Origin of the sequence: Streptomyces sp. YS-3 (genome assembly GCF_045257485.1) — a bacterium.
Taxonomy (GTDB): domain Bacteria; phylum Actinomycetota; class Actinomycetes; order Streptomycetales; family Streptomycetaceae; genus Streptomyces.
In genome coordinates, this window is record NZ_JBJHPC010000393.1 from 1 (window position 1) to 6,929 (window position 6,929).

7 protein-coding genes and 1 pseudogene are annotated in these 6,929 nt (G+C 69.1%); 5 read left to right on the forward strand and 3 right to left on the reverse strand.

The window, feature by feature from the left end; translation table 11 throughout:
• A pseudogene (locus ACJA3G_RS26085) lies at nt 1–551 on the reverse strand (hypothetical protein); the annotation flags it as partial.
• 207 nt (nt 552–758) lie between these two features.
• Here ACJA3G_RS26085 and lipB point away from each other — a divergent pair.
• The 4 genes from lipB to ACJA3G_RS26105 all read left to right on the forward strand — a co-directional run bounded on the left by lipB (nt 759) and on the right by ACJA3G_RS26105 (nt 3,875).
• On the forward strand, nt 759–1,556 hold the full coding sequence (gene lipB, locus ACJA3G_RS26090) for a lipoyl(octanoyl) transferase LipB (RefSeq protein ID WP_406555488.1): 798 nt from the start codon (nt 759–761) through the stop codon (nt 1,554–1,556).
• Between the two features lie 127 nt (nt 1,557–1,683).
• Entirely contained in the window at nt 1,684–2,700 is a 1,017-nt protein-coding gene (gene lipA / locus ACJA3G_RS26095; RefSeq protein WP_406555489.1) for a lipoyl synthase, read from the forward strand.
• A 253-nt stretch (nt 2,701–2,953) separates the two neighbouring features.
• The gene (locus ACJA3G_RS26100) at nt 2,954–3,157 is read left to right on the forward strand and encodes a hypothetical protein (RefSeq protein ID WP_406555494.1); all 204 of its coding nucleotides are present in this window, start codon (nt 2,954–2,956) and stop codon (nt 3,155–3,157) included.
• A 19-nt stretch (nt 3,158–3,176) separates the two neighbouring features.
• On the forward strand, nt 3,177–3,875 hold the full coding sequence (locus ACJA3G_RS26105) for a DUF4191 domain-containing protein (RefSeq protein WP_406555490.1): 699 nt from the start codon (nt 3,177–3,179) through the stop codon (nt 3,873–3,875).
• A 73-nt stretch (nt 3,876–3,948) separates the two neighbouring features.
• Here ACJA3G_RS26105 and ACJA3G_RS26110 read toward each other — a convergent pair whose 3' ends face one another.
• On the reverse strand, nt 3,949–4,416 hold the full coding sequence (locus tag ACJA3G_RS26110; RefSeq protein ID WP_406555491.1) for an RDD family protein: 468 nt from the start codon (nt 4,414–4,416) through the stop codon (nt 3,949–3,951).
• Between the two features lie 242 nt (nt 4,417–4,658).
• Here ACJA3G_RS26110 and glnA point away from each other — a divergent pair, with 242 nt between their 5' ends.
• Nucleotides 4,659–6,068 carry a type I glutamate--ammonia ligase gene (glnA, locus tag ACJA3G_RS26115; RefSeq protein WP_406555492.1) on the forward strand — a complete coding sequence of 470 codons (1,410 nt, stop codon included), beginning with the start codon at nt 4,659–4,661 and terminating at the stop codon, nt 6,066–6,068.
• Between the two features lie 164 nt (nt 6,069–6,232).
• On the opposite strand, the gene ACJA3G_RS26120 is transcribed toward glnA, so the two are convergent.
• Nucleotides 6,233–6,775 (reverse strand): NUDIX hydrolase, encoded by a 543-nt coding sequence (locus ACJA3G_RS26120; protein ID WP_406555493.1) that lies wholly within the window; start codon nt 6,773–6,775, stop codon nt 6,233–6,235.
• Nucleotides 6,776–6,929: the final 154 nt, after the last annotated feature.

Genomic DNA, 6,929 nt, shown 5'->3' on the forward strand with positions numbered 1-6,929 from the left:
GTCGTACAGTGGCTGAGGCGCATGGATGCACTGGGTGAGGAGCCGGCGTGAACGAGCTGCGATTTGTCCGACTGGGTTTCGGTGAGGGTGGGGTCGCCGTGGCTCACGCGTTCGTCGGCGCGTCCGATCAGCCAGTCCCGGCTGGGCACCACGAGCCCGGCCGGGGTGAAGGCGATCTTCCGGAGCTCGACGTGGCTGCCGGAGTCCTTGCGCCACAGACCGCTGACGATGTCGACGGCCTCCTCCGGGGTCGCCGCGAACTCCAGCCCGGCGTACACCGGCGCACATGCGTCGAGCCCCAGGTCCTGGGCCGAGAGTCTGCGCCCCAGGCGCCGCGTGAACACCTCGGCGATCAGCGCGGGCGTGGTGCCGCGTGGCTGCTGCCCGCGCAGCCACCTGGTCACCGACGTCTTGTCGTACCGCAGATCCAGGCCGTGCTCCAGGCCTAGCTGGTCCACGCGGCGCGCGAGCCCCGCGTTGGAGAATCCTGCCTCCGCGATGAGCGCGGCGAGTTGTCGGTTGGGTGTGCGCTGCGCGGGTCGTTCCGTCATCAGCTGTGCGATCTCCTGCCTTCCGGGCCAAGCGGGCAGCCCTCATGGAACGGGGGGAATTTAGCGGCCAATAACGCCCTGACCGCCGCCTTCGCCCCGCATTCATCCGATCGTGTGAGGAGGTGCCGTTTCTGCCCGCCGCACGCTGCCGTCGAACGCGGTCGTACAGTGGCTGAGGCGCATGGATGCACTGGGTGAGGAGCCGGCGTGAACGAGCTGCGATTTGTCCGACTGGGTTTCGGTGACGACGCGGTCGAGTACCAGGAGGCCTGGGACGAGCAGCGGCGGGTGCACGCGGCCCGGTTCGCCGACGAGATCCCGGACACCTGTCTGCTCGTGGAGCACCCGCCGGTCTACACGGCGGGCCGGCGCACGGATCCCAGCGAGCGCCCCCTGGACGGGACGCCGGTGGTGGACGTGGACCGGGGCGGCAAGATCACCTGGCACGGCCCGGGGCAGCTCGTCGGCTACCCGATCCAGAAGCTGCCGCGCCCGGTGGACGTGGTCGCCCACGTGCGCCGCCTGGAGGAGGCCCTGATCCGTACGGCCGCCGACTTCGGTCTGGAGACCACCCGGGTCGAGGGCCGCAGCGGGGTGTGGGTGCTGGGCGACCCCGTCGAGCAGCGCCCCCGGCCGGGCGGTCTCTCCCTCGACTTCGACCCGCGGCTCACCGACGAGGAGTTCGACCCGCGGCTGAACGGCCCGGAGTACGCCCCCTCGAACGCGGGCCAGCGCCGTGAGGACCGTAAGCTCGCCGCGATCGGCATCCGCGTCGCCAAGGGTGTGACCATGCACGGCTTCGCGCTGAACGTGAACCCGGACAACACCTGGTTCGACCGGATCGTGCCGTGCGGCATCCGCGACGCGGGCGTGACCTCGCTCTCGTACGAACTGGGCCGCGAGATCACGATCGCCGACGTCCTGCCGGTCGCCGAGAAGCACCTCAAGGAGATCCTGGAGCACGCGGAACTGGCGCCGCGGGAGATCGAGCGGGCTACCGCCTAGTACGCCGGGGCGCACCCGGGAAACGGGAATGCGCCCCTCTGGCCATGGGTTGGCCAGACGTAATGCCACGCAAATAACGGGCGTACCCTGGTGTCCGCCGAAGAATCGAAGTCATAGGGAGCACGTCGTGTCCGCAGTCGCACCCGACGGACGCAAGATGCTGCGCCTGGAGGTCCGGAACAGCCAGACCCCCATCGAGCGCAAGCCCGAGTGGATCAAGACCCGGGCGAAGATGGGCCCCGAGTACACCAAGATGCAGAGCCTGGTGAAGAGCGAGGGGCTGCACACGGTCTGCCAGGAGGCGGGCTGTCCCAACATCTTCGAGTGCTGGGAGGACCGCGAGGCGACCTTCCTCATCGGCGGCGACCAGTGCACCCGGCGCTGCGACTTCTGCCAGATCGACACGGGCAAGCCCGAGGCGCTCGACCGCGACGAGCCCCGCCGGGTGGGCGAGTCCGTGGTCACCATGGACCTGAACTACGCCACCATCACCGGCGTCGCCCGCGACGACCTGGCGGACGGCGGCGCCTGGCTGTACGCGGAGACCGTGCGCCAGATCCACGCGCAGACGGCGGACCGCGCCGACGGCCGCACCAAGGTCGAGCTGCTGGCCCCGGACTTCAACGCGGTGCCCGAGCAGCTGGCCGAGGTCTTCTCGTCCCGCCCCGAGGTCTTCGCGCACAACGTCGAGACCGTGCCGCGCATCTTCAAGCGCATCCGCCCCGGCTTCCGCTACGAGCGCTCGCTCGACGTCATCACCCAGGCGCGCGACTACGGCCTGGTGACCAAGTCGAACCTGATCCTCGGCATGGGCGAGACCCGCGAGGAGGTCAGCGAGGCGCTCCAGCACCTGCACGACGCCGGCTGCGAGCTGATCACCATCACGCAGTACCTGCGGCCGTCGGTGCGCCACCACCCCGTGGAGCGCTGGGTGAAGCCGCAGGAGTTCGTGGAGCTGAAGGAGGAGGCCGACGAGATCGGCTTCTCCGGTGTGATGTCGGGCCCGCTGGTCCGCTCCTCGTACCGCGCCGGGCGGCTCTTCCAGCAGGCGATGGAGCGGCGGGGCGCGAAGGCCTCGGCTGGGGCCGCCGCCGTCGGCACCGTCTCCGGGACCTCCGCCGAGGCCGCCCCCGCAGGCGTGTGAATTCGCGCACAAAGTATTACCGGCCGGTAATGGCCGATTCGACGCGGTTCCCGCGCCCTCCGCAGGTAGGAGGGGCGCGGGGGCCGCGTCGCTGTTTCTCCGGCGCGCGTCAAGGTTTCATTCCCGTTTGACCGTCCGGACACGCCCTGGTAACACCAGTCAGTGACGCTGTCTTCACGCACCGCGCACGCTCCCCGTGTGTGCGCCCGCGTGCACGCCCCGCTGCTTGTCCTGTCCTAGGGAGGACCCCATGATGCAGTCCGCGACGACCGTACGCGCCACCGCGCTCCCGTCCGTCACCGACGCGCTGCGTGCCATGGAGTCCGTCCTGCTGGCCGCCGGCCAGCGCACGGCCCGCCGCAACGCCTGGACGGCGGTCCTGGAGGACCGCCGCCGCGCCAAGGACCGGACCGAGGCCCAGGACGTACTGGAGGCCGTGGCTAGCCGTCGGTCCTAGGCCACGTAAACTTCGGTTCATGGCGAGGAAGGAAATCGCAGACACTACTGCGAACACCGGGCGACTGAAGCAGATCGCCCTCACGTACAAGATGACCCGCAAGGCCGACTCGAAGGTCGGTCTCGTCGTCGCGGCAGTGGGAATCGTCACCTTCGGCGTCCTCCTCGCGCTCGGGTTCTTGATCGGTCACCCCATCTACCTGGGCATTCTCGGCTTCCTGCTGGCCTTCCTCGCCATGGCGATCGTCTTCGGACGCCGTGCCGAGCGCGCTGCCTTCGGGCAGATGGAAGGACAGCCGGGGGCCGCGGCGGCGGTGCTGCAGAACATCGGCCGCGGCTGGACGACGACCCCGGCGGTGGCGATGAACCGCAGCCAGGACGTCGTGCACCGGGCGGTCGGCAGGGCCGGCATCGTGCTGGTGGCCGAGGGCAACCCGAACCGGGTGAAGTCGCTGCTGGCGGCCGAGAAGAAGAAGATGGCGCGGATCGTGGTGGACGTCCCCGTCCACGACGTGATGGTCGGCGACGGAGAGGGCCAGGTGCCCTTGAAGAAGCTCCGCACCACCCTGCTCAAGCTCCCGCGCGTCCTGGCGGGGCCGCAGGTCACCGCGGCCAACGACCGGCTGCGGGCGATGGGCGACCTCATGAGCAACATGCCGCTTCCCAAGGGGCCGATGCCCAAGGGGATGCGGATGCCGCGCGGCGGGAAGGCGCGCTGACCCTCCGCCCAGGCGGACGGGAAGGGGCCCGGCGGAACCGAGAGGTTCCGCCGGGCCCCTTCCTTTTGCAGTCCTAGATCCGGACCTGGACCGCTCGCGAGAGGCGGTCGTGGAGGCCGCGGCCGTCCCGGTCCCAGACCAGGGCGGGGATCGCCAGGCACAGCAGCACACTGCGCAGCAGGGCGCGGGGGAAGCTCAGCCGCCCGCCGCCCTCCGCGATCAGCCGCAGGCCCAGGAGGCGCTTGCCGGGCGTGGAGCCGACCGTGCCGACGGTCAGGATGCTCATCACCAGGAAGACGACGAGCGCCCAGTTGTTGGTGAGGTGGAGCTGACGGTGAGCGAGCAGCCCGTATGCGATCAGGGCGCTCACCGCCCAGTCGATGAAGATGGCGCCGAAGCGCCGGCCCAGGGGGGCGATGGCGCCCGGCCCCTCCTCCGGCAGACCGAGCTGCTCGCCCCGGTAACCGAAGTCGATGCCCATCTCCTCGGCCGCCGCCTTGGGCCCGGAGAGCCACGATCCGATTGCTTGCCTGTTGTCCACGCTTCCACGGTACCGGCCGGTGTACGCGACCCGGCCCCCGGGATGGCCCAGAGGCCCGGGTATATCCGATTTGTACGGGTCTTGGTGTGACCTCGGCCCGAGCCCCGGTTAACTTGGGCGAAACAAACGGGTCACGCTTGAGAAATCCCGCCTGCCTATGGTCGGGTCCAGCGTGTGCCACCGCACTGGCCGCACCACGAGCTACAACCCCGTCTCCCCCGGACGGGAGTAGGAGGAGTTGGATGTTCCAGAACGCCGACGACGCCAAGAAGTACATCGCCGACAACGACGTCAAGATGGTCGACGTCCGGTTCTGCGACCTTCCCGGCGTGATGCAGCACTTCACGATCCCGGCGACGGCGTTCGACCCGGCCGAGGAGCTGGCGTTCGACGGCTCGTCGATCCGCGGCTTCCAGGCGATCCACGAGTCCGACATGGCGCTGCGCGCCGACCTGTCGACCGCGCGCCTGGACCCGTTCCGCCGCGACAAGACGCTGAACATCAACTTCTTCATCCACGACCCGATCACGGGCGAGCAGTACAGCCGCGACCCGCGCAACATCGCCAAGAAGGCCGAGGCCTACCTCGCGTCGACCGGCATCGCGGACACGGCGTACTTCGGCCCCGAGGCCGAGTTCTACGTCTTCGACAACGTCCGTTTCCAGACGTCGGCGAACGAGAGCTTCTACCACATCGATTCCGAGGCCGGCGCCTGGAACACCGGGTCCACGGAGAACAACCGCGGCTACAAGGTCCGCTACAAGGGCGGCTACTTCCCGGCCCCGCCGGTGGACCACTTCGCCGACCTGCGGGCCGAGATCTCCCTGGAGCTGGAGAAGTCCGGCCTCCAGGTCGAGCGCCAGCACCACGAGGTGGGCACGGCCGGCCAGGCGGAGATCAACTACAAGTTCAACACGCTGCTGGCCGCGGCCGACGACCTGATGCTCTTCAAGTACATCGTGAAGAACGTCGCCTGGCGCAACGGCAAGACCGCGACCTTCATGCCGAAGCCGATCTTCGGCGACAACGGCTCGGGCATGCACGTCCACCAGTCCCTGTGGACCGGCGGCGAGCCGCTCTTCTACGACGAGCAGGGCTACGCGGGCCTGTCGGACACCGCCCGCTACTACATCGGCGGCATCCTCAAGCACGCCCCGTCGCTGCTGGCCTTCACCAACCCGACGGTGAACTCCTACCACCGCCTGGTCCCCGGCTTCGAGGCCCCGGTCAACCTGGTGTACTCGCAGCGCAACCGCTCCGCCGCGATGCGCATCCCGATCACGGGCTCGAACCCGAAGGCCAAGCGCGTCGAGTTCCGCGCCCCGGACCCGTCCTCGAACCCGTACCTCGCCTTCTCGGCGCTGCTCCTCGCGGGCCTGGACGGCATCAAGAACAAGATCGAGCCGGCCGAGCCGATCGACAAGGACCTGTACGAGCTCGCCCCCGAGGAGCACGCGGGCGTCCCCCAGGTCCCGACCTCGCTCCCGGCGGTGCTGGAGGCCCTGGAGGCCGACAACGAGTACCTCCAGGCGGGCGGCGTCTTCACGTCCGACCTGATCGAGACGTGGATCGACTACAAGCGCACGGCAGAGATCGCCCCGATCCAGCTGCGCCCGCACCCGCACGAGTTCGAGCTGTACTTCGACATCTAGAAACAACGTCGTCGGACGGCCGGGGCCGGGCCCCGGCCGTCCGGCACGCACATGAGGGCCGCCGTTCCCCGTGGATGGCGGCCCTCACGCGTACCCGAAACATGGCGAACACCTCCGGGCGGGCCATGGGTCCGGGCCCGACATCGGACGCGTGAAGCCCTCTGCTAGCCGAGAGCCTTCGTTGCCTCGTCCAACAGCAGATAGAGCAGGCCGACCAAGCTGCCGCTGCTGACGATCTCCCGGCGGTCGATCATTCCCCGGATCTCCGAGATCGGGATCCATTCGATCCGGTCCGACTCGTTCACTTCTGTCGGCGGGCCCGCGTACGTGGCACCGTCCGCCCGGAAGACGTGATGCTCGGAGTCGGTGATGCCGTTCGCGGGCTGGGCGTAGACGAGGGGCTTCATGGCCTCGACCCGCCAGCCGGTCTCCTCCTCCACCTCACGAGCCGCGGCCTGCTCCGGTGTCTCATCCGCCTCGATGAGGCCCATGGGAAGTTCCCAGCCCCAGGTGTCTGTGATGAACCGGTGGCGCCACATCATCAGGACCCGTTTGCGGTCGTCGACCACGGCCGCCACCGCCAGGTGCCGCATACGGACGACGTGGTGCTCCCAGCGACGGCCGTCGGGCTGTTGGACGTCCACGAGCCACAGGTTGACCCAGGGGTTGTCATAGATCTGCCGTTCGCCATGGACGGTCCACCGCATGAACCCGACTCCCCTTCGCCGATCCGGATTCCAGGATGTCACTCGGGGAACAGCTCTGACGCGCCTGATCCGGGACACAGCGGTTGCCCCAGGGACCGACGCTGCACGCCGCCGAACGCGAACTCGACCTCCCCGCCCTCCCCTTGGCAAGATC